A 20,049-nucleotide genomic window follows, 5' to 3' on the forward strand; every position below is an offset into this window, starting at 1 on the left:
CAGTGGATGAAGAACCCTTATGAACAGGGGCTTGTAAGGCTTCCTATGACCAGTCGTCGTTCCATGCCTATCTAGGGACTGCCGGTAATAAGGTGGTCTTAAACGCAGATGAATAAAGAATAAACACGCAGGCGTTCAAACCAGTTTTTTCATCGTTTCAACAGGACCAAAAAGCCATAAAGGGGGGGCGAAAGGGAAATGGTTCATGGGAACGGAATCTAAGGGGAAGAGGCCTACCTGCAAATGGGCTGTCATGAGCTGAAAGGCGAAAAGGCTCTCCAACGATTGACGCAGGTGAATAGCTGAATGTTTTGGCAATTGAAGCTAAAAAAGGCTGTCCGTAAGGAATCCTCAGATGCCACGGGTACGCCTTCGGGATACCACGCGCCTCAGACGGCAAATCAACTTCTGAGCACTCCGCGTCGGAGCAAGCTCATCGAGCATATCTGGCAACGTACCTCTCTCTCCCGAATTCAATTTGAGAAGCTTTATCTGGATCCAGTGAAGCGATACGCCGAACTTGTTCAGGAGTTGCCGGCCTCGGAGAACCATCATCACGCTCACCTGGGTGGCATGCTTGATCACGGCCTAGAGATCGTCGCCTTTGCACTCAAGATTCGGCAGTCCTACCTTTTGCCAGTAGGCGGAACCCCAGAAGCTCAGGCAGCGCAGACCGAGGCTTGGACAGCCGCTATCGCCTACGCCGCTTTGCTTCATGACTTGGGGAAAATTGCTGTTGATGTGGAGGTCCATTTTACTGACAGTTCTCTGTGGCATCCGTGGCATGGACCAATTGATCGGGAGTATCGCTTTCGATATTCGAAGGATCGTCAGTACAAGCTGCACAGCGTCGCAACCGGCCTTACCTACATTCAGGTGCTCACACGGCCCATCATGGACTGGTTGAGCGGCTACCCCGAGCCCTGGCGCGCCTTACTCTTTGTTCTTGCAGGGCAGTACGAGCATGCAGGAACTCTTGGCGAGCTTGTTATCCTGGCTGACCAAGCTTCAGTCGCACAAGAGTTAGGTGGTAACCCCTCACGTGCCCTTGCTGCGCCTAAGCACTCTATTCAGCGGCAGTTGATTGAGGGGCTTCGCTACCTTGTAAACGAGCAACTCAAGCTTAATCAGCCCCGCGCATCCGATGGCTGGTTAACTGATGATGCCTTATGGCTCGTGAGCAAAACCGTCGCAGACAAATTGCGAGCCCACATGCTCTCCCAAGGCGCTGAGTCGATCCCTACGTCTAACTCCACGTTGTTCAACATCCTGCAGGACAACGCGATCATTCAAGTGAATGCTGACGGCAAGGCTATTTGGACCGCGACGGTTCAAAGTGGTAAATGGAACAAGACCCTAACTTTTCTAAAAGTTGCGCCTGCTTTGATCTGGGAGCGTGGAGAGCGTCCGTCCGCCTTTGTCGGCAGTGTCACGGTAATGCCTGTTATAGACACTTCAGAGGATAATGGAGACGGTTCAAAGTCATCACTCTTACCGCATTCGCCGACTTTGCCTTTGGAGGAAACGCTGCTTCCTACGGTATCTCCTACAGATAACGGTTACAAAGTCGTGCCGCTGGAATACATGGAGGCTACGCAGTACCCAGACGTCATTTTGGAAGGAATGCCGACATACGGAGAGGGAGAGGGCGGTTACCCGCTACCTAAGGAGGATCAAGCAATTGTCCCAACCGACCAGGATTTCGCACCGCAGCTAGCAGCGACAGGGGGGCAACCAGAATCAATAGTCAGTTCGGCTTGTGGCGGCAGCGCCAAAGAGCTGGGAGAAGCATTTGTCCAATGGCTGCGTCAGGGTGTTTTGACTGACAAGATCATTATCAACGATGCAAAAGCAAAGGTGCACAGCGTCGCCGGCACCGCTCTGCTAGTGACACCGGGAATTTTCCAACGTTACGCACAGGAGCATCCCTCTATCGCCAGGATGGCGAAAGAGCAGGGCACCACTGATTGGCGTTGGATCCAGCGGTGTTTCGAAAAGCTAGGGGTGCACAGCAAGTGCTCCACCGGACTGAACATATGGGCCTGTGAGGTTCGGGGCCCAAGAAAGACCAGAGACATAAGAGGCTATCTGCTCAAGGATCCGCTTCTGATTTTTTCCGAGAAGCCCTATGACAACCCTTACTTGGCGTTGAAGGGGTCGCAATTATTCAAGGACGAGAATTCATGCATTTAATCTCAGAGCTACCGGAGATTTATTTTTTTGAGAAGCATCTTCGAGAGACGTCGCAGCAAGGGTATCGCGTTGCTACAAACGCACTGATTCGGTTTTCTGGTGATTGCCTGATTGATGAGATCAACAGGACGACTGTTCTCAACTGGCGTAGATCGGTCCTGGGCAGCGATATCAAAGAGGTGAGTTGGAACACGTACTTGCGGCACCTACGAGCGCTCTTTGGCTATGCCATCAAAAACAATCTGACCAGTCAGCTCGACAATCCATTCGAGGGTTGTGGCGTGCGCTGTCCAAACCGTCCACCGAAAACCGTCAAGCACCGCGTTGTACGGGATGCACGGATCATTCTAGTCGGGATGGCGCGTTCCGAAATGAAGACGCTTGCGATGGCATCGCTCCACCCCGCGTGGTTCTGGCGAACCGTGTTCGAGACGTTTTATTACACGGGCATTCGGGCGAATGAGCTGTTGAATCTCCGTCCCCAAGATGTGGATATGGATAGCATGCAATTCTGCATTCACCCTGAGGTTTCCAAGAATTTCGATGAGCACTTCGTCCCCATACACAGCAAGCTTGCCAAGCACCTGAGGATCTTGCTGTTGAATGCTAAAAAACGCGGCATCAAATCCAATGAGCAGCTCTTCAACGTCAACAAATTTTCACAGCGCCATATGCGCAGAACGATGGATATGAGCCAGCTGTCACGGTTTTATACATCGCTGAGCCGCAAGCTTGGGGTGCATGTGAGCCCGCATCGTTTCAGGCATACAATTGCTACCGATTTGATGAAGCAGCCCAAGAGTAATCTCCATATCGTCAAGGATTTGCTAGGGCATCGAAGCATTGCCACTACCTTGAAATACGTACATGTCGACGTTGACCAGGTAAGGCATGCATTGGAGCTGATGCGGTAGCTGACTCCTACCGTCTCCTTTTCCTACAGCCCAATGAATTACCCTGCTTTGACAAGCTAATCCAACGCGACTAACTTTCATGGCGTGATGCGTTCATGCGCTCGCGCTACACAGCGTTTCTATGTCTCCACCACGTTTTTCGTGGCACCGGTGTGACTAACAGGTAGCAAATGACTGTTAATCATTGGGTCCCTGGTTCGAGTCCAGGTCGTGGAGCCAGATAGAGAAAAGCCTGTAGAGATACAGGCTTTTTTTTCTTGGGATTTGACCCAGCAACCCAGCGCGCTTCCCATGACGCCATCAACGGGCATGATCCGTATGCTTATTTGAAGGGCGTGCTCACGCGCCTGCCTTCGCAGCGGGCGAGTGAGATTGAAGTGGCTGGGTCCTAAGCAATTTTGATTACTACCTTACCAAAGGCGCCTCTGGCCAAATGTTCGTACGCTTCGCGTGCTTGATCGACTGGATACACGTGGTCGATTACCGGGCGAATCTTGTGCTCGTTCAAGAATTCGTTCATTCGGTCAAATGCCGAGCGTGGAGCAACGGCTATGCCGCGAATCGTTGTTTGCCGGAAAATCATAGGCATCAGGTTCAAGGTAGAGGTCTGGCCTGTCAGAAAGCCGATCTGTGCGATACGTCCACCTGCCTTTGTTGCAGCAATCGATTGATTGATGCCGTCACCGCCTGCCACATCCAGCAGGAGATCCACTCCCTTGCCGTCAGTGAGCTTCAGAACTTCCTCTGCCCACTCAGGGGTAGTGCGATAATTTATACCCGCAACAGCGCCCAGTTTTTTACAGCCTCCAGATTGTCATCACGGCTGGAGGTGACGATAACCTTGGCTCCCAAAGCTGTAGCAATTTGTGCTGCAAAAACAGAAACACCTCCAGATCCCTGAACCAAGACGGTTTGCCTGCGCACCAAGACGGGCGAGTGCAAGATGTGTTCGGCAGACGCTTACGGTGAGTGGGCCGGACGGTTACCTTACAGTTTCAAAGCGAACAAGGATTAACCAGGTTTACGATAGAGGTCATCGTCATCCCCGCTCTCCCTCGCCCCGTGTCCCTTACATAATCCTTTTCAGTGCCCACCAAGGTTCGTTTTCCTGGTTGGAGCAGGGTTTCCACAATGAGCTTTTTCTTCGCGATATCCGGTTTAAAACTCGGCTCTACTGGCCAAATCTGCACGGCATAGTCTTGGGCGAACAAAAGCAGATTGGGAGCGGTATCTACCGGCGTTTGTAGGTGCGCGCACATGACGTCGCTGGCTCGTACTTCAACAACTGTTTTGTAGTGGGGCTTGTCGTAACTGGCCAATATCAATTTTGTCCGAGTCTGAACCCCCAGCGCTTCCTGAGGGTGGCAAGGCGTCACTTCTCCATAGGCGTAGGCGCACCAATTCACCTGGGTCATTGTGACAATTTCCTCAGGCTTTAATAACAAGTCTTTCTGGATGTTCAACTGGTCTTGCGGTTTTTCGTAGGGGATTGTCGTGCAGCCAGTGAGCAATGCGAGTGCGAACAGAGTGATGAACTTGAAGTACATGGCTTTCATTTCCTATGAATTACATCGACCTGATAGAAACGACTTCCACAAAACGGAATTTTTTCCTAGCCGCCTTGGTAGCGTCTTACTCAGCTAGGATACTTGGGAGAGACTCTTGCTCGGGAGGCGGGCTGCAGAGATGCAGGCTTTTTTTGCCTAGGATTTGGCCTGCATGGCGCGATTCGCAAGAAGCCAACTCTAGCGCTTCGATTTAGACAGGTTTGCTTTTTGATTTGGCAGGCAGCGGATTAACAAGCATTCGATTCAATTCTCCAGCGAGCGCTATCAACTGCTGTTCCAACGCTTCGACCTCTGACACGCTGATGCCATTGTTGAGAACTTGCAAGGTTTTGGCTTATTTCTTCGAGGCTGGCGCTAGGTTATAGGTGTCCTGGGACACCAATGCCTGCCGCAGTAGATTGTTGATTACGGTCTGATAGCCGGTGCCTGCACTCTGCGCACGTTCACGGGCGGCTTCGATCACAGCATCGTCCAGCATGATCGTGATACGGGTTTTGCCTTTGTTGCTTGCGATGACGCCGCGCTTGGCGTTACTGAAGTCGTATTCGTCTTTCATGGCTCAAACCTCCAGGTACTGGCGCCGTTCATTTTTGGATGCATGAAAAGCGATGAAATGGACGATCGGCTGTGACAATCTATATCGTGGACACGCCATTTTCCCTCCGATCAGTTGGAGCTTGATCTTGCAGAGATTGCCTGCGGATTTCCGTGCGCAACGGGCGTCTGTTTACGTAGCCATGTTCTGTATGCTTTGTCGGAAGGCATGCATAGACATGACCGAATGCCATATCGAAGCGTTTGAGTGGTAGGCGGGCTGCGTTTGAGCCCAGGTCGCGGAGCCTCAGTTAGCAGCGTTCTCACGAGCATCAAGCCCCCGACGCGGCAACTGCCCATTAAGCACGACGTACGCCGCCAACCCAATCAGCAGCCCCCAAAACGCCCCGCCAATCCCGAACAACGTGATGTTGGCGGCCGCTGCCAGAAAGGTAATCAGCGAAGCCTCACGGGAGCTGGCATCGGCCATGGCGCCGGCCAGGCTGCCGCCGATAGTGCCGAGCAGGGCGAGCCCGGCCAGGGTGGTGATGAAGGTGGCCGGAAAGGCCATGAACAGCGCGGCGAGGGTCACGCCGAAGACTCCGACCAGGATGTAAAAAACACCTGCCGCAATGCCGGCGATCCAGCGCTTGGAGGGCTCTTCGTGGGCTTGCTTGCCGGTGCAGATGGCAGCAGTGATCGCCGCGATATTGAACGCGTGGGAACCAAAGGGCGCCATGAGCAAGGAGCCCAGCCCGGTGATGGTCACGATAGGGTTGGCACTGATGTTGAACCCATCGTTGCGCAGCACCAGCATGCCGGGCATGTACTGGCCGGTCAGGGTGATCAGAAACAGCGGCAGCGCGACGCTGAGCAAGGCGTTGAGCGAAAACTCAGGCCGGGTGAATATGGGCGCTGCCAGTTGCAGTTCCAGGCCCGACAAGTCGACCCGTCCCTGAGCCATCAAGAAGGCCAGTCCCAACGCCAGAATACCCACAACCGCGTAGCGTGCGGTCAGGCGTTTGAGCACGAGGTAGGCAACAATCAGCAAGCCGACCAGCATCGGGTCAAGGCTCATGCCGCCGAAAGCACCGATGCCGAACTGCAACAGAATACCGGCGAGCAACCCGGCGGCCACGCCTGGCGGGATCAGCCGGATGACTTTTTCGAAATAGCCGGATAAGCCCAGCAGCACGAAGGCCGCGGCCGAGATCATGTACGCGCCCACCGCCTCGGCATAGGGCGTGGTGGACAGGGCCACAACCAGAAAGGCAGCAGCCGGTGTGGACCAGGCGGTGATGATAGGTGTGCGGGAAACCCAGCTGAGAAACAGCCCGGTGACCCCCACGCCGATGGACACCGACCACACCCAGGACGCCGTCAACTCAGGGCTCAGCCCAGCGACCTTGGCGGCCTGGAACACCAGAATGAAGGTGCCGCCATAATTGACGATGACCGAGATCAGGCCGGCGACAATCGGCGGGATGAGGTCGCTGAGGCGAACCGATGCGTTGGGTGTTGACGAAGGCATGGCGTTACGTTGCTCCTTGCAAATGGCGAAGCGCAGAGTCTACGGATAAACTGGCCTGCTTCATCCTGCCAATTTATTCATATAGAGCAGACCGTATGGCGCAAACCTTCGAGCTCGAAACACTGAAAATCCGGCTCAACGATGCCGAGTTTCAGCGGCTGGATCTGCACCTGCGAATCCAGCGCGCCTTGCGGGCATTGATTCTTGAGGGGGCCCTTGATGCGGGCCTCAAGCTGCCGGCAACCCGAGTTCTGGCCAAAACGCTAGGTGTTGCCCGCGACACGGTCGAGAACGCCTATGTGCATTTGCACCGGGACGGCTTCATTGTGCGGCGCGAGGGTTCGGGCAGCTATGTATCGGAGGCAGTGGGCACCGAGTTACGCGGGGCTGCGCGCCAGCGCATCAACATGCAAGACACCCAGCGCAGCGATGCAGTGCCAGGGGCGGGCTTGAGCCGGCGTGGCCGGATGATGTTCGACACGGGTGGCGTGACCGATCAACAGGCGGTGAAGGCCTTTGCCACCGGGCTGCCGGAAACCCGTACCTTTCCTGTCGATATATGGGCGCGTCTGCAACGCCAGGCCATGAAGGACTACCGGGGTAACGTCCTGCTGCATGGCGACCCGCAAGGCGCCGAGCCCCTGCGCAAGGCGATCGCCACCTACTTGAACCTCGAACGCGGCGCCAAATGCTCACCCAATCAGATTCTGGTATTGAGCAGCACTCGCCAGGCCTTGTACCTGTGTGCCCAATTATTAGTGGATGCCGGCAAGCCCATCCTCCTGGAAAACCCCGGTTACTACGGTGCCAAGAAGGCTTTTGAAGCGGCCGAGACCCAGGTGGTGCCTATTGAAGTTGATGCACTGGGGATCCGCACCGACCTGTTGCGGGCAGACCGCAGCGGTGCCAATTGCGTCTATGTGACGCCTTCGCATCAATACCCCACCGGCGCCACGTTAGCGCTGGAGCGCCGGTTGGAGCTGATCAACTGGGCGGCCGAGCAGGGCAAGTGGATCCTCGAGGACGACTATGACAGCGAGTTCCACTACGACGGGCCGCCGATTGCCTGCGTCCAGGGCCTGGACCCGTACCAGCGCACGATCTACCTCGGCACCTTCAGCAAAACGCTCTATCCCGGATTGCGGATGGGCTACATGGTGCTGCCTGCCGAACTGGTCAGCGCATTCACCTATGCGCGAAGCATCATGGACGGTCACACGCCACAGATCCTCCAACTGACCCTGGCGCGCTTCATGGAGGACGGCCACTACCACGCCCATGTCCGGGCCATGCGCAAACTGTACGCTGCGCGCCGGGCCGTCATGCTCACCGTCATCGGCAAACACCTGAAGGGGATTGCCACAGCCTTGTGCCCCCATGGCGGGCTGCAGATGCCCTGCCTTTTGGCCGATGGCTGGTCGGAGGAAAACACCATCCGCCAAGCTGCCAGCGCAGGCGTGCAGTTGCCCGGACTCAGTCGGTTGTACGCCGGCGAGGAGAAGAAACAAGGTTGGCTGTTGGGGTATTCATCCTTGACTGCCCATGAAATCGAAACAGCCATGGGGCGGCTGGCTGCTGCGCTGCGCAAGCAATAGGCCCGTGCCGTTCAGTGCGCGAGGTATCTAGTGCCTGCTCGGGGTTTGAACCGCAGGCAGGATGGAGTCGAACCATTGCGCCAGGTTCGAGCCTGATAGCCGCTGCACCTGATCGACATCCATCGATTCATCCTCACCGGCGGTGTAGCACTGATCACCACTGCGCCTGTCATCGGGATAGACCATAAAACCACCACGGCCGTCAGGGCAGTCGGGCAGATACACCGAGGACAGGTCGCGTTGCTCATCAAGGTGCGCGTTCAAGCGCGCGATATAGATACCCATCGAAACCGCCACGCCAATAACCAGCACCACACAGGCGACCAACTGGCCGGTATAGCTGGCGCCAATCTCATCACGACCCACGGGCGACATGACACGACCCTGTCTGCTCAACATTCTGGCCAACCAGAAACCAGCCATTGCCTCCCATGCGTACCAACTGCGTTTGCTGTGGAAGGATACCCACCATCAGCGCGAAGAAAATCACGGCTAACAGCACCCCTTTGATCATCGAATACAGGTTCATGACGGTGACGAGCTCTGGATAAGAAGGGCCTTAGCCTAAGCAGCACCAGGTTAACGCCAGGTAAACATCGGGGGATAAAGCCCGACTTCCGCTATTCTTCACACCGCTGCGCACTGCCTGCCCGAGGGGTTTTTTCCGTGCATATTCATCTGCTGCTGGTCGAGGACAATCTGGACCTGGCTACCACCGTCATCGAGTACCTGGAGATCAGCGGCATCGTCTGCGATCACGTCAGTAATGGTCAGACCGGACTTAACCTGGCCCTCAATCAGCATTACGACGTTATTCTCCTGGATATCATGCTGCCGCGACTGGATGGCCAGCAGGTATGCGATCGGTTGCGCCAGCAAGGCATCCAGACGCCGATCCTGATGCTGACCTCGCTGGACGCGTTATCCGACAAGCTTGCCAGTTTTGCCGCTGGCGCCGACGACTACCTGGTCAAGCCGTTCGAACTGGCCGAACTGGTCGCCAGGATTCGTGCCCTGAGCCTGCGTCGCAGCGGCCAGACCAGTCGGCTGCAAGTGGACGACCTGGTGATGGAACTGACCACGCGTAAAGTCAGCCGGGCAGGGCAGGAGCTGCATTTGTCGCCCATCTGTTGGACCTTGTTGGAAAACCTGATGCGCGCAAGTCCTCAACCGGTCTCTCGGGAGCGCCTGGAGGCGAAGATCTGGGGCGATGAGCCGCCCGACAGTAATTCGCTCAAAGTACATATGCATCGGCTGCGCAAGACGGTAGACAAACCCTTTGGCCGGCCGTTGATTCATACCCTGGCGGGTGTCGGCATTCAGGTAAAACCCCATGCGTAACGGCCTAAGTCTGAAGTGGGTAATCAGCGGCAGTTTCCTGTGTCTGATTGCGGTGGTGCTGGTGATCTACAGCAAGCTGCTGCCTGAATTCACCGTGCGCGGCCTGTTCTACACGGCCAGCGCGATGATGGAGGAGGAAGCTCAGTATTTTCTCCGGCATTACAAACAGGACCCGACCACGCCGACGCCGCACAATTACTTCTACACCAGCGTCATCGGCAAGGAGGCGTTGCCGCAGGACGTGCGCGAGTTGCTCACTACATCGCCGAGCCTGTCCTTCGGCGCGGTGAATATCTTTGGCGATCTCTATTCCGATGACGACGACGAGCCCTTCCAGATCATCCTCGAACAGCCCCTGGGTGACGGCAAAATCCTCTACATGTACGACATCGATCACGATAAGGAAGCAGGGGGAGAGGTCGAGACGCCGTTGTCTGACGCCTATTTCGATCAGGTCATAGAGAGTGTCAAGTTCATCAGCCTGGCGGTATTCGTGCCGGCGCTGATCATCATCGCCTTGCTGGTCTGGTGGCTGGTTCGGCCGCTGGGGCGCCTGGTGCAATGGTCCGGCACACTCAAAGACCCTGAGGCACTGACCGGCACACGGCCGGGTTTCAGTTTCAAGGAGTTCAACATGCTGGCTGATGCCCTGGCCAAAAGTGTTGAGCAGGTGCAGGCCGCCAGCCAGCGCGAAGGCCGCCTGTTGCGCTACACCAGCCATGAACTGCGCACGCCCCTGGCGGTGCTCAAGGCCACTATCGAATTGTTGGCCCTGCAATCGGGCGGTGTGCTGCCACCCTCATTGCAGCGCATAGAACGCTCGGTGCTGAATATGCAACTGATCGCCGAGACATTGCTGTGGATGAGTCGCGAGCGTCCAGAGCCGCTGCCGGAAGAAGACGTTGACCTGAGCGAGCTGGTGGGCGACCTGATTGAAAAACACCGCTACCTGATCGGTCACCGAGATATTGAGCTGAGCATCGGCATCCACAACGAACCTTGCCGATTGCCCCCTACGGCGTGTCGTATCGTGATCGGCAACTTCCTGCGCAATGCGCTGCAATACGCGGAAGAGGGCACGGTGGATATCAGTTTCAAATACCCCCGGCTGGTGATTGCCAATTACATCAACGAGGCCAAGCCGCGGCAGGAATCCGACGACTATGGATATGGTCTTGGGTTGCAGTTGATGCGGCAATTGTGCGCAAAGCTGGGCTGGCAGATTGAGGTGATCCGTGAGCAACAGAGGTTTACGGTCATTCTTGATTTTACGAGCGGGCGGGCTGTCGAGTCAGAACGTTAAAGGCTGATAGCGCCTCACAGAAGCGCCAACCGGGTTAGGAACGGTTTTATAGCTGCGCCTCAGCATGCAGTCCCCGCTTCCCGCGCGCCAGTGCATAACCACTGACACGCAAGAAGGGCCAGGGCGTTACAACGTCTGCACAATCACCTGGCTTTTCAAATCGTTGACCATGCCTTCAATCGCCGGCTGCATGGCCGCAAAATCCTCCGGCGTGCAGAGAATCTCTGGCTTGCTAAACACATATTGGCGCGTGATCAGCACCGTATTGGCCTTCTTCACATAGGTCGAGCGATAGTCGAAGCCCGCCTGTTTCACCGACACCGCCTTGGGCACCGCGAGGATCTTCACCTTGGCGGGGAACTCCAGGCGCGCTACTTCTGATATCTCACTCGAAAGGCAGGAGAAGTTCTGAGTGCGTTCCTTTTCGGCCATCAAGGAAAACACGCTCTGGCCAATACCGCCGGCCAGGCTGGAGAGGGTAGGCACCCCAGTGGGGCCCGGCAGGTTCACCAGGTTGCTGGTGTGGCCATTGATCGCGAACTTGAAGGTATTGGCAGTACTGTCCAAAGCGTCAGTTTCGATCACGCCGCTACCGGATTGCCCAAACATGCTCAGGACCTGTTGCACCAACTGATTACGGTCGGCTGGCTGCATGGCCTTGAGCATGAAGCGGTTAAGCTCCGCGCCCCAACCGTCGATGGTGGAGTCATTGGTAAAGTCTGCAGCGCCTTTGGTGTTGACCTTGAACACCATGGTTGTGTCCACTTTGCCAGGCTGGCGGGACGGTGTCTGCTTACGCTCACCGGTCTGTGTCAGCAATACCGGTTTGCCGAGTTCGGGCAGAGGCAGGTAGCCAGCGGCGATGGGTGTCGCGGTGGAGTCCAGGTACAGATCGAGGCTGGGTACATAAGTGATTACATGGTTGAGCACGCCCAGGGTCGGCACCTGGGGCAGTACGTAGGCGTTGCCGGCGTTGATCAGTGCGGGCGAGCTTTCAATGGCGACGGCTTTGAGCAGCGCTTCAAGCAGGGCTACATGGTCTTTGCAGTCGCCATAACGGTTATCCAGCACCGCCTGCGCTGAATGCGGCACCACGCCACCGGCACCGACGTACACGGCCACATAGCGAATGTTCTTGCGTACCCAGTCACTCAGCACCAAGGCCTTGCTGCGTGGGTTGTCGAGGTTGGCGGTGAGTTCCTTGGCCAGTTGGGTCATGGCCGGGGTCACTTCTACCTGTGCGCGTGCGGCGTAGGCCTGGGCAAACTGTTTGTAGTCGGTGAACGTCGATACGGCCAGCAGTTGCCCGTAGTCGGTGTAGGCAACGGAGCCATCTTCCACGCGATTTTTCTTGGTTTGTTCCACGTCCCAGCGGTACACCGTTCGCCCGTTGGCGTTGGCTGGCGTGGACGCTTTGAAACCCCGTGAGTCGGCGTACAGCTTCATTTCGGCGGGCATGTCGTAGCTCAGGCGCACCTGCTCATTCTGGTAGAAATCCGGCGAGAAAAGGTCTTCGAACTGCCCCGCAAACAACGGCGTATTGCGATGGCGCTGGTACCGCAGAACCATGCGATCACCCACTTGCAGCTCCGGGAAGATCACCACTTTGACCCGCGAGTCCTGAAACATCGGCGCCTGGGCAGACTCCAGTTCCTGCTGCTCCTTGATCCGGTCTGGTGTTACCACGACTTTGCGGCCATCGGATTTGAGAGTGTAGGCCTCGACAATATCCAGAGTTTCCAGGGTGCGATTGTAGGTCACAGAGCGCTGGGCGTTGGAGGTGATCGCGCGCTCTTCATTGATCCGCATAACCCGTTCGACATCCAGCACAAAGCTACCGTCGGGGTTCACGACGTAGGACTGGATGTTTTTTTCGTGGGTCAGGGAAAGGTCGGTGTAATCGGCACGGGCTGGCGTCGTCAACAGCGCGCAGACCGTGACTGCCAGCACACCGAACAGGCGTAACGAAGAGAGCGGGAGGCTTTGCATAGAGATCCTTCTGAGCTAGGGGGCGCCATTTCACCGGCCGTGTGTTCCTGAATAAGCCGATGGATAGGACTCGCAAGTGCTTCGCCTACTCAATTGGCTGACGTTCAGGGGTTATGAAGATTTTTAGGTTTCTCTCGCACGCTATGTGTGCCGAGACTTCCCATTGAGTAAGACGTTTTCGAAGGATTTTATTTAGCGCTGGTTAATCAGAAAGTTAAAAGCTTTGATCCGTGTCTCCTGGGAGAAGAGGTATTTTTTTGACGGCCGATGATCTTTCCCGTCCTCTTATTTGATATGCCGATAAGGCGTTCGCCATTGATACCTCCGCCCTGGAAAAGACCGGTTCAGCTCGCCGTTGGCGGTATTGCCGATGCGCAATTGATGCCGCACGTCGCCGGCGATACCACCACGGCAATCCGCACCGCTTCGCAGTGCATCGTCGACCGCACCAGGCGTCCAGTCACGCATTGCAGATGCTGCGTAGCTGATACTGCCTGGGCCGGCCGATTACCTAAGCGAGCTTCACATTCATGGTGATGTGGGCGGTGAAGACCTTGACGCCACCCGCATCGAAAATCTCGACCGGCACGATCTTGTCCCCCGCAGTCTGCCAATCGATAGCGCTGCCATCGGCAACAGCGCGGATATCGGTTTTCGCCTTGGCCAGGTATTCCACAGTCATGCCTTTGGGAATCCAGCGTGCGCCTGCGGGGATCGACGCGTCGGTCATCATGCCGCCGGCCAGTTCGGCGGCGTTGCACAGTGCGATGGCATGCACCGAGGCCAGGTGGTTGGTGATTTCCTTGCGAAACGGCACGGTGACCACCGCATGGTTGGGTTTGAGCTCCGCGATCTCGGGAGTGATGGTGCTGAAGTAGGGCGCCATTTGGCACGCCAGGTTGCTGAATGCGGCGGGGCCTACGCTATTGAACATGCTCAGGGCTTGGCTCATCGGAATATCCTCAAAGGGTAGTTACAGAATAATATTCTGTACCAGAACAATATTCTGTAGATTCCATGGCTGTCAACCTGAGCTTTCTCTGCTGGGCGCTCAGCCTATAAACTATTTCGATTTGGCGTTCTCCCATGCACTCCATCGATCTCATTGAGCGCACCTTCCCCGGCAGGCGCAGCGACCTCAAACGCACCATCCTGCGTGAGGCGCTGGCCTGTTTTAACGAGGCAGGCATCGAGGCGACCAACATCGAGACCATTCGTGCGCGCTGCGACACCAGTGTGGGGGCTATCTATCACCACTTCGGCAACAAGGAAGGGCTGGTCGCCGCGCTGTTCTTCGCTGCGCTGGAAGACCAAGCCGCCCTGCGTGACCACTACCTGCAAGCGGCGGATACGGCCCATGCCGGTGTGGTCGGCCTGGTGTACAGCTACGTTGAGTGGGTCACCGCCCAGCCGGACTGGGCGCGGTTTGTTTTCCAGAGCCGTTTCGCCGTGTCCAGCGGGCCGTTCAAGGACGAGTTGATTGCCCGCAACAAGCAGCGCAACCAGCAGTTGAAGGAGTGGATGGGCGGGGAAGGGCGCAAGGAGCACTTCAGTCATTTGCCCGCAGAACTTATCCCTTCGCTGATCATTGGCGCGGCCGAAAGCTACTCGCGTGCGTGGCTGTCGGCGAAGGTCAAAAAAAGCCCCTTTGAGTACCGCGAACTGCTGGCTGAAGCCGCGTGGAAGTCGATCAGCCTGGGTTAGTCAGTCCTCCATCCCCTGTGGGAGCTGTCGAGCTTCAGCGAGGCTGCGAAAGCGGTGGTTCAGGCGCTGAAGATTTTGCCTGTGCCGCCGCCATCGCAGCCTCGCTGGGGCTCGACAGCTCCCACATTTGGGCGGTGTTGCTGTCGAGAGTTGTGTTTGGCGCAATGGCCCTGCAAACCGATATTCCACATACACCGCCGATCCCCTGTGGGAGCTGTCGAGCTTTAGCGAGGCTGCGAAAGCGGTGGTTCAGGCGCTGAAGATTTTGCCTGTGCCGCCGCCATCGCAGCCTCGCTGGGGCTCGACAGCTCCCACATTTGGGCGGTGTTGCTGTCGAGAGTTGTGTTTGGCGCAATGGCCCTGCAAACCGATATTCCACATACACCGCCGATCCCCTGTGGGAGCTGTCGAGCTTTAGCGAGGCTGCGAAAGCGGTGGTTCAGGCGATGAAGAGGTTGCCTGTGCCGCCGCCATCGCAGCCTCGATGGGGCTCGACAGCTCCCACATTTGGGCGGTGTTGCTGTCGGGAGTTATGCTTGTCGCGATGGCCCTGCAAAGCGGTATTCCACATACACCGCCGATCCCCTGTGGGAGCTGTCGAGCTTTAGCGAGGCTGCGATAGCGGTGGTTCAGGCGATGAGCCTTTCGGCAATGCCGCCATCTGATCAAATTCCGTATAGGGCTATACTTGCCTCCTTCCAACCAATCGAGAACCCCATGAGCACCTCTCTTTCCCTGACGCCTGCGCGCAAGCCGCTCGCGCCACTGATTGCCTTTATCATCCTGGTGGCGGGCGCGCTGTTCCTGCAAAACATGGTCGGCGCACGCCAGGTGTTGCTGCTGGTGGTCGGCGCCGCTCTGGGCCTGACGCTGTATCACGCGGCCTTCGGCTTCACTTCGGCCTGGCGTGTGTTCATCAATGATCGGCGTGGCGCTGGCTTGCGTGCGCAGATGGTGATGCTGGCGGTGGCGGTGCTGTTGTTTTTCCCGGCGTTGGGCGCGGGCACTTTGTTCGGTCAGCCGGTCGTGGGGCTGGTGGCGCCGGCCGGTGTGTCGGTGGTGTTCGGGGCGTTCATCTTCGGGATCGGCATGCAGCTGGGTGGTGGTTGTGCGTCGGGTACTTTGTTCACCGTGGGCGGCGGTAATGCCCGGATGTTGGTGACGCTGCTGTTCTTTATCTGCGGCTCGTTGATCGCCACCCACCATGTCGACTGGTGGTTTGCACTGCCATCGTTCCCGGCGGTTTCCATTGTCAAAAGTTTCGGTGTGCTGCCGGCGCTGGTCTTGAGCCTGGCGGTGTTCGCGCTGATTGCAGTGGTGACAGTGCGCCTGGAAAAGCGCCGTCACGGCCAGCTTGAACAAGGCGTGCAAAGCGAGCGCCAAGGGCTACGCCGCTTCCTGCGCGGACCCTGGCCGCTGGTGTGGGGCGCGATTGGCCTGGCGCTGCTCAACTACGCCACCCTCGCCCTGGCCGGACGGCCGTGGGGCATCACCTCGGCGTTCGCGCTGTGGGGCGCCAAGGTGGCGAGCGGGCTGGGCGTGGATGTCGCCAGTTGGGCATTCTGGCAGATGCCGGGCAATGCCAAGGCCCTGGCTGCACCGGTGTGGGAAGACATCACCAGCGTCATGGACATCGGCATTGTCCTCGGCGCGTTGCTGGCCGCAGGCCTGGCCGGGCGTTTCGCGCCCAGCCTGAACATCCCGCTGCGCTCGTTGATCGCGGCGGTGATCGGCGGCCTGATGCTCGGCTATGGGTCGCGCCTGGCCTATGGCTGCAACATCGGCGCGTACTTCAGTGGCATCGCCTCGGGCAGCCTGCATGGCTGGGTGTGGCTGGTGGCGGCCTTTATCGGCAACGGCGTGGGCGTACGTTTACGGCCCTTCTTCTTTGCGGGTGAACGGCCCCAGGTGGCATTGAGTGGCTGCTGAGCAGTCCACCCACATTCGCCTGGCGCGCGCGCAAGATGCCGGTTTGTTGCCCGCCATCGAGCAGTGCGCAGCCCAGGCATTTCGCGCAATCGAAGGGCTGGCTTGGCTGGCGGATGCGGCGTCGATCAGCATCGAACGCTATCGGCAATGGATCGCGCTATCGACCTGTTGGGTGGTGGTTGATGACCACGATCACCCTCAAGGCTTCCTCAGCGCAGAACGCTTTGGCGACGACCTGCATATCCATGAAGTGTCGGTTGCCCAGCCGCTGCAAGGCCAGGGCTGGGGGCGCAGATTGGTGGAAACGGCGATAGAGCATGCCCGCGCCCAACACCTGCGTGCGGTGACGCTGACCACCTTCAAGCATGTACCCTGGAATGCTCCGTTCTACCGGCGCCTGGGCTTTGCAATTCACGTCGATCCGCGTCTGGAAACGATCCTGACGGATGAATACGCCCATGGCTTCGAACCCGGCAGCCGTTGTGCCATGGCGTGCCCGGTGATATGTCCGAATCCGTCCTGAAGTAGTCTGCCTTGCGTCTGTCGCGCACTGTGGGTGGTCCTTACCATGGCGTGCATCGTTTACCCACTGATGCAAGCCACAAGGACCGTCCATGACCCATAAAGCCCTGATCGTGATCGACGCCCAATATTCGTTCCGCCATTCAACCTACTGGTCCGAAAACGACCTGCCCGACTATCTGGAAAAACAGCAGGCCCTCATCGATGGTTGTGTTCAGCGCGGCATCCCGGTGGTACAAGTCTTCCATGTTGAAGACCAGGGGCATTTCTCCATGCAATCGGGCAACGTCAGGGCATTGAGCGAGCTGTCGATCAATCCACAGTTGGTGATCCACAAGCGTTACCACAGCGCCTTCGCCGGTACGCCCCTGGCCGCTCGCCTCACGGAGATGGGCGTCACCACGCTGATCGTCAGTGGCATCCGGACCGAGCAATGCTGCGAGACCACCACGCGGCAGGCGTCGGACAGCGGCTTCAAAGTGGACTTTGTCAGTGAAGCCACACTGACATTCCCCATGACCCACCTGCGTAGCGGCCGGGAGTACACCTCGGCGCAAATCCGCGAACGCACGGAGCTAGTGCTGGAAGAGCGTTTTGCGCGCATCGTCACGGTCGAACAGGCCTTGGAAGGATGAACCCGTGAGCGTGCCGGTGCTGTTCGTGCTGTTGCCCAATGTGCTGATGCTCGACCTGGCGGGGCCTGCCGAAGTGTTGCGCCTGGCCGCGCAAGCCGAGGACCCGGCGGCGGTGGATTTCGATCTGCAGTACGTCAGCCCGGTGGAGTCGCTGCACAGCTCCATCGGCTTGCCACTGACCGGGCTGGCGCCCCTGCCGCAGACTCTGGCGCCCGGCACGCTGGTGGTGCTGGTGGGCTCCACGATGAACGTATCAAAGGCCCACCAAAAGGCTTTCGAATCGGCCAGCCATCAGCTCACCCTGTGGTTGCAAAACGTGTTCGCGCCCTCGGCCGAACGCCTGGTGTGCGTGTGCGCCGGCGCGTTGAGTGCCGCCAGGGCCGGGCTGCTCGATGGGCGCCAATGCACCACGCACCATTCGCTGTGCGTCACCTTGCAAGCCCTCGCACCCAAGGCCCGGGTCCTGGAAAACCGCCTGTACGTCACCGATGGCCCGGTCAGTTGCAGCGCCGGTATCACGGCGGGTATCGACCTGATGTTGCAGCTGGTCGCCGAACTGGCCGGGCCACGCTTGGCCTGCGCCGTGGCGCGGGACATGGTGGTGTACCTGCGCCGCAGCGGCAGCGACCCGCAGCTATCGCCTTGGGTGACCGGGCGCAATCACCTGCACCCGGCGGTCCATCGCGTGCAGGACGCCATCGCCGCCGCCCCCTGCGAGGCCTGGACACTCACCCGTATGGCAAGCCTGGCCTGCACCAGCAGCCGACACCTGGCGCGCCTGTTCCAGGAGCATGTCGGCATCAGCCCACTGGATTACCTGCATCGCCTGCGCCTGGCGGTGGCGCGGGAACTGCTGGCCGAGTCGGCCCTGGACATAGAAACCATCGCCGAGCGCGCAGGCTTTGGCTCGGCGCGGCATTTGCGGCGTATCTGGGGTAAATACGAAGCGGCAACCCCTTCAGCCATGCGTCTTACTCAGCAGGCGTCTCGCCAGCCGTAACCGGCTCTTGGCCGGCCTCGGTCGCCAGCTTCAAACGGTCCGCCTTGCTGATGTATTTGTCTTTGCTTTTAGGTGCCAGCTTGGCGCTGGCCTTTTTCGCTTTGGCTTTGAAGAGCTGCTGAAGTTTTTTCTGGCGGTTCATGTTTCGTTGCCTGAAGGGGAAAGGCGCGGATGATACTACCGGTTCAGCGCGCCAGGAACTCGCTGATCAGCGTGATCACTTGCTGCTGGATCACGGGCCGTGGCCGCGCGCCTTCGCCGTCCTGGCAAATCATGCTGTCGCCGGGCACATCAGCGTCAAGCACCGCTGCCGCGCCCGGTTTGCACTGAGACATAAAACTGAAGTGGTTGGCGTCCTGGATCTCCACGTACTGAGTCGACATTTTTGGCAGCCGCTTGGCCATGTCAGCCGATTCCATTTGCGCCGGCAAATCCGCTGACGGCACACCGGCAGCGATTACCAACGCCGGCACCGGCAATGCCGCTAGGCTCGCATCGGTAAAGCCGCGCGACAGGCCCAAGTCCAGAGACACCACAGCGGTCACGCGCTTGTCGCTCAAGTCCGCGGCCACTTGAGCCTTCCCGCTCGGCGTACCTTCAGGGTTCATCTCACGGTAAGCCTTGCACGCCACCAACGTCGGATGGGCGTCGCAGTCCCGGGCAAACAACGCCGGGTCAAAACGCGCCCCCGCGCTCTCCATGACCGTCCAGCCCCCCAGGGAATGGCCTATCACCGCGATCCGGCCACTATCCGCCGCGCCAAATGGCGTGGCCTGCGCCAGCAGCGCATCAATGGCCCGGCTCAAATCCTTGGGCCGTTGCCACAACTGCGCGGCGGCTTGCGCGCTGCGATCCTGGCTGGTGGTGCCAGGGTGATTCACTGCCGCCACGATATACCCCTGCCGGGCCAGCGCACTGGCCAACCACGCCTGCTTGCCCCAATTGCCACCGTAGCCGTGGGAGAGCACCACCACCGGATGTTTACCGGGCGTCGGTGCGGCATCAGGCACCGCAAGCACACCGATGAACACCAGGTTGTCAGCGATCAGCTTGGGTTGGGCGGTGCTGGTGGAGGGGTACCACACGGCCATTTCCAGTGGGCGAATGTTGTGAGTGTCAGGGATGGTGGTGGTTTGGAAACCGATGGGGTCGTTGGCGAGTGCAGGCCCAGTCAGGCTGATCAGGAGCAGGGCGGCGAGGGGGGCTTTCATTGTTTTTATCGTCCTTGAAATGAAGGACGCAGCATGACCTGAAACGAGCGGTTCAGGTAGAGGGGAGGCGGTCACCCGCC

General features: G+C 58.2%; 18 protein-coding genes and 3 pseudogenes. 12 read left to right on the forward strand and 9 right to left on the reverse strand.

The window, feature by feature from the left end; all coding sequences use genetic code 11:
• Window positions 1–306 precede the first annotated feature (306 nt).
• The 3 genes and pseudogenes from mobH to JMV15_RS10170 all read left to right on the forward strand — a co-directional run.
• Window positions 307–2,193, forward strand: coding sequence for a MobH family relaxase (gene mobH / locus JMV15_RS10160; protein ID WP_201491427.1), 1,887 nt, complete (start codon window positions 307–309; stop codon window positions 2,191–2,193).
• Entirely contained in the window at window positions 2,184–3,107 is a 924-nt protein-coding gene (locus JMV15_RS10165; RefSeq protein WP_201491428.1) for a tyrosine-type recombinase/integrase, read from the forward strand. Before mobH ends, JMV15_RS10165 begins: the two co-directional genes overlap by 10 nt.
• 299 nt (window positions 3,108–3,406) lie before the next feature.
• Window positions 3,407–3,499 (forward strand): annotated as a pseudogene (locus JMV15_RS10170) (transposase domain-containing protein); the annotation flags it as partial.
• On the opposite strand, the pseudogene JMV15_RS10175 reads toward JMV15_RS10170, so the two are convergent.
• The 4 genes and pseudogenes from JMV15_RS10175 to JMV15_RS10190 form a co-directional block, all read right to left on the reverse strand.
• A pseudogene (locus tag JMV15_RS10175) lies at window positions 3,496–4,022 on the reverse strand (zinc-dependent alcohol dehydrogenase family protein); the annotation flags it as partial. The pseudogenes JMV15_RS10170 and JMV15_RS10175 overlap by 4 nt on opposite strands.
• Before the next feature lie 80 nt (window positions 4,023–4,102).
• Window positions 4,103–4,654 carry a hypothetical protein gene (locus JMV15_RS10180; RefSeq protein WP_019817530.1) on the reverse strand — a complete coding sequence of 184 codons (552 nt, stop codon included), beginning with the start codon at window positions 4,652–4,654 and terminating at the stop codon, window positions 4,103–4,105.
• A gap of 211 nt (window positions 4,655–4,865) precedes the next feature.
• Window positions 4,866–5,231 (reverse strand): annotated as a pseudogene (locus JMV15_RS28325) (BrnA antitoxin family protein).
• Window positions 5,232–5,516: 285 nt separating this feature from the next.
• Window positions 5,517–6,740 carry a benzoate/H(+) symporter BenE family transporter gene (locus tag JMV15_RS10190; RefSeq protein ID WP_003192716.1) on the reverse strand — a complete coding sequence of 408 codons (1,224 nt, stop codon included), beginning with the start codon at window positions 6,738–6,740 and terminating at the stop codon, window positions 5,517–5,519.
• A gap of 95 nt (window positions 6,741–6,835) precedes the next feature.
• On the opposite strand from JMV15_RS10190, the gene pdxR reads away from it, so the two are divergent.
• On the forward strand, window positions 6,836–8,335 hold the full coding sequence (gene pdxR, locus JMV15_RS10195; protein ID WP_038450964.1) for a MocR-like pyridoxine biosynthesis transcription factor PdxR: 1,500 nt from the start codon (window positions 6,836–6,838) through the stop codon (window positions 8,333–8,335).
• 27 nt (window positions 8,336–8,362) lie between these two features.
• Here the strand turns inward: pdxR and JMV15_RS10200 are convergent, their stop codons facing one another.
• Complete coding sequence (locus JMV15_RS10200) at window positions 8,363–8,710, reverse strand: hypothetical protein (RefSeq protein WP_038450963.1); 348 nt, start codon at window positions 8,708–8,710, stop codon at window positions 8,363–8,365.
• Here JMV15_RS10200 and JMV15_RS28605 point away from each other — a divergent pair.
• The 3 genes from JMV15_RS28605 (at window position 8,709) to JMV15_RS10210 (ending at window position 10,979) form a co-directional block, all read left to right on the forward strand.
• A complete protein-coding gene (locus tag JMV15_RS28605) occupies window positions 8,709–8,831 on the forward strand; it encodes a hypothetical protein (RefSeq protein WP_256200684.1) in 123 nt (40 codons plus the stop codon). The two genes, JMV15_RS10200 and JMV15_RS28605, sit on opposite strands and share 2 nt — an antisense overlap.
• A 170-nt stretch (window positions 8,832–9,001) precedes the next feature.
• Entirely contained in the window at window positions 9,002–9,676 is a 675-nt protein-coding gene (locus tag JMV15_RS10205) for a response regulator transcription factor (RefSeq protein WP_019817535.1), read from the forward strand.
• Window positions 9,669–10,979, forward strand: a complete 1,311-nt coding sequence (locus tag JMV15_RS10210; RefSeq protein ID WP_038450961.1) for a sensor histidine kinase — start codon at window positions 9,669–9,671, stop codon at window positions 10,977–10,979. Before JMV15_RS10205 ends, JMV15_RS10210 begins: the two co-directional genes overlap by 8 nt.
• A gap of 126 nt (window positions 10,980–11,105) precedes the next feature.
• Here JMV15_RS10210 and JMV15_RS10215 read toward each other — a convergent pair whose 3' ends face one another.
• Together JMV15_RS10215 and JMV15_RS10220 are read right to left on the reverse strand one after the other, a co-directional pair.
• Entirely contained in the window at window positions 11,106–12,968 is a 1,863-nt protein-coding gene (locus tag JMV15_RS10215) for a DUF3857 domain-containing transglutaminase family protein (protein WP_038450959.1), read from the reverse strand.
• 511 nt (window positions 12,969–13,479) lie between these two features.
• A complete protein-coding gene (locus tag JMV15_RS10220) occupies window positions 13,480–13,920 on the reverse strand; it encodes a hotdog fold domain-containing protein (RefSeq protein WP_003192702.1) in 441 nt (146 codons plus the stop codon).
• A gap of 134 nt (window positions 13,921–14,054) precedes the next feature.
• Between JMV15_RS10220 and JMV15_RS10225 the strand changes: the two genes are divergently transcribed.
• The 5 genes from JMV15_RS10225 to JMV15_RS10245 all read left to right on the forward strand — a co-directional run bounded on the left by JMV15_RS10225 (window position 14,055) and on the right by JMV15_RS10245 (window position 18,758).
• Entirely contained in the window at window positions 14,055–14,672 is a 618-nt protein-coding gene (locus JMV15_RS10225; RefSeq protein ID WP_014719222.1) for a TetR/AcrR family transcriptional regulator, read from the forward strand.
• 717 nt (window positions 14,673–15,389) lie between these two features.
• Window positions 15,390–16,601 (forward strand): YeeE/YedE family protein, encoded by a 1,212-nt coding sequence (locus tag JMV15_RS10230; protein ID WP_038450957.1) that lies wholly within the window; start codon window positions 15,390–15,392, stop codon window positions 16,599–16,601.
• Window positions 16,591–17,124: a GNAT family N-acetyltransferase gene (locus tag JMV15_RS10235; protein WP_038450955.1), complete on the forward strand. Its 534-nt coding sequence runs from the start codon at window positions 16,591–16,593 to the stop codon at window positions 17,122–17,124. The genes JMV15_RS10230 and JMV15_RS10235 overlap by 11 nt, the downstream gene beginning before the upstream one ends.
• A 91-nt stretch (window positions 17,125–17,215) precedes the next feature.
• Entirely contained in the window at window positions 17,216–17,758 is a 543-nt protein-coding gene (locus JMV15_RS10240) for a cysteine hydrolase family protein (protein WP_038450953.1), read from the forward strand.
• Between the two features lie 4 nt (window positions 17,759–17,762).
• On the forward strand, window positions 17,763–18,758 hold the full coding sequence (locus JMV15_RS10245) for a GlxA family transcriptional regulator (protein WP_014719218.1): 996 nt from the start codon (window positions 17,763–17,765) through the stop codon (window positions 18,756–18,758).
• Here JMV15_RS10245 and JMV15_RS10250 read toward each other — a convergent pair.
• Window positions 18,730–18,900, reverse strand: a complete 171-nt coding sequence (locus tag JMV15_RS10250) for a DUF2986 domain-containing protein (protein WP_014719217.1) — start codon at window positions 18,898–18,900, stop codon at window positions 18,730–18,732. The two genes, JMV15_RS10245 and JMV15_RS10250, sit on opposite strands and share 29 nt — an antisense overlap.
• Before the next feature lie 43 nt (window positions 18,901–18,943).
• Complete coding sequence (locus tag JMV15_RS10255) at window positions 18,944–19,969, reverse strand: alpha/beta hydrolase family protein (RefSeq protein ID WP_014719216.1); 1,026 nt, start codon at window positions 19,967–19,969, stop codon at window positions 18,944–18,946.
• Window positions 19,970–20,049 lie beyond the last annotated feature (80 nt).

The sequence above is a fragment of the Pseudomonas paracarnis genome, from assembly GCF_904063055.1.
In the GTDB taxonomy this organism is placed as follows: Bacteria; Pseudomonadota; Gammaproteobacteria; order Pseudomonadales; family Pseudomonadaceae; genus Aquipseudomonas; species Aquipseudomonas paracarnis.